Origin of the sequence: Micromonospora globispora, assembly GCF_003857015.1 — a bacterium.
GTDB classification, from domain to species: Bacteria; Actinomycetota; Actinomycetes; order Mycobacteriales; family Micromonosporaceae; genus Micromonospora; species Micromonospora globispora.
The window spans coordinates 1-2,143 of the sequence record NZ_QGGF01000570.1 but is presented as its reverse complement, the minus strand read 5'-3'; the positions used below and the strand labels follow the sequence as shown (position 1 = coordinate 2,143).

Sequence of the window (2,143 nt, the reverse complement as noted above, 5' to 3'; positions counted from 1 at the left end):
CGTCGGCGGCGCCCGACCGGCCGCCGCCGACGTCACCCGCGTCCACCGCAGACTGCCCCATCACCGGTCCCCGCTTCCCCGAGAGTTCTCGCCGACCAGGGCGAGGAAGGCGTCCTCCAGGCGCCGCCGCGGCACCACCCGGTCCACCCCGATGCCGGCCCGCACCAGCTCGGCCACCACCTCGCTGCGCGCGGTGCCGTTGGTGTCCACCACCAGCCCACCGTCCCCGCCGGGCAGCACCCGGACGCCGTCCAGCCGGTCGAGCACGGTCCGGGCGGCATCCGGGTCGGTCACCTCGAACAGCACGCTCGGCGACTCGCCGACGATCTCCTCCACCGGGCCGGACGCGACGATCCGGCCCTTGTTCACCACCACCGCGTGCGTGCAGGTCTGCTCCACCTCGGCCAGCAGGTGGCTGGAGACCAGCACCGCCCGGCCGTCGGTGGCGTACCGCTGGAGCACCCGGCGCATCTCGGCGATCTGCGGCGGGTCCAGCCCGTCCGTCGGCTCGTCGAGCACCAGCAGCTGGGGCAGGCCCAGCATGGCCTGGGCGATCGCCAGCCGCTGCCGCATGCCGTGGCTGTAGTTCTTCGTCCGCCGGTGCACCGACGCGCCCAAGCCGGCGATCTCCAGCGCCTCGTCGAAGTGCGCGTCCGCCCAGGGCCGCCCGGTGGCCCGCCAGTACGCCTTCAGGTTGTCCAGGCCGGAGAGGTGCGGCAGGAAACCGGGCCCCTCCACCAGCGCGCCGATCCGGGAGAGCACCGGCGAGCCGGGCACCAGCCGGTGCCCGAAGACGTAGATCTCGCCGGCCGTGGGCTGGGTCAGCCCCATCAGCACCCGCAACGTGGTGGTCTTGCCGGCGCCGTTCGGACCGAGCAGGCCGACCACCTGACCGGGGTGCACCTCGAAGTCCACGTTGGAGACGGCGACGAAGCCGTCCGCGTACTCCTTGCGGAGCTGGCGGACGGCGAGCGGGGTGCCCGCGTACCGGGGATGAATGGAGCTGCCCTGGCGGCGCTGCCGGCGGCGGGCGACCAGGACGACCACGACGAGCCCGACCGCGATCGCGGCCAGCAGGCCGACCAGCACCCAGCGCCAGACCGTCGCCGCGGTCGGGATCGGCTCCCCGTCGACCGTCGGCAGACTCACCGGGCCACCGCCCGGAGCGACCGTGTAGACGGTCGGCTGGGCCGGCGTGGCGTACGCCTGGTCGGAGGTGGCCACGACCACCCGCAGCCGGTGACCGGCCTCGAACCGGCGGACGATCGCCGGCAGGGTGACGGTGACCGGCTGCGCGGCGTCCAGCGTCTCCGGCAGGCCGGTCAGCCGGACCGGCGCGACCAGCCCGTCCGGCAGGGTGGCGGCGCCGTTCGGGTCGACGTCGTAGAGCTTGATGAAGAGCACCGCCTCGCCGGTGGGCGACGCGGCCCGGATGGCGAACGTCGGCGCGCCGACCACGTCGACCGCCTCGGTCAGCGGCGCCGACTCGAACCGGGCGTGCTGCCCGGGGATGTCTCCGGCCACCCCGTCGACCAGGGAGCCGAGCGCGCCGGCGAACGGCACCGAGGAAATCGCCGCCGGGTTGCCGTTCGGCGGGTTGGCGATCCGCTGGGCCGGGCCGGCGACCGGCAGCTCCAGCCGGGCGTCGCCGGTGACGCCCGGGTAGTCGGCGGTGCGGAAGCCGGTGGCGACCAGGCCACGGTCGAGCGCGTCGAAGCCGGCGATCCGGGAGAAGGTGAAGCCCTCCCCCGGCGCCGCGCCCTCGCCCTTGACGTAGTGGTCCAGCCACTGGGCGGTCAGGAACTTCACCCGGTCCGAGTCGGAGGTCGGTCCCTCCCCGCCGTCGTGTCCGCCGGTGAACCAGGCGACCCGCACCGGGGTGCCGGCGGCCGCGATGCCGCGCGCGTTGGCGTCCCCCTCGGCGAGCGGGAAGAGGCTGTCCGCCTCGCCCTGCACCAGCAGGGTCGGGGCCTTGATCCGGTCGAGGACGCCGGCCGGGGAGGAGCGGCGCAGCAGCGCCACCGCCTCCGCGTCGGCCCGTCCGGTGGTGGCGATCCGCAGGTACGCGGCGCAGATGTCGGCGGCGAACCGCCCGCAGGACGGATCGGCGGCGCCGGGGACGCGCCCCGGGGCGGTCCCCGGA

The 2,143-nt window shown here is 75.5% G+C and carries 1 protein-coding gene; it reads right to left on the bottom strand.

Annotated elements, in window-relative coordinates:
• Nucleotides 1-60: 60 nt before the first annotated feature.
• Nucleotides 61-2,143: ATP-binding cassette domain-containing protein (locus tag DKL51_RS29135; RefSeq protein WP_124812794.1), on the bottom strand; the 2,083-nt coding region annotated here is incomplete at its 5' end.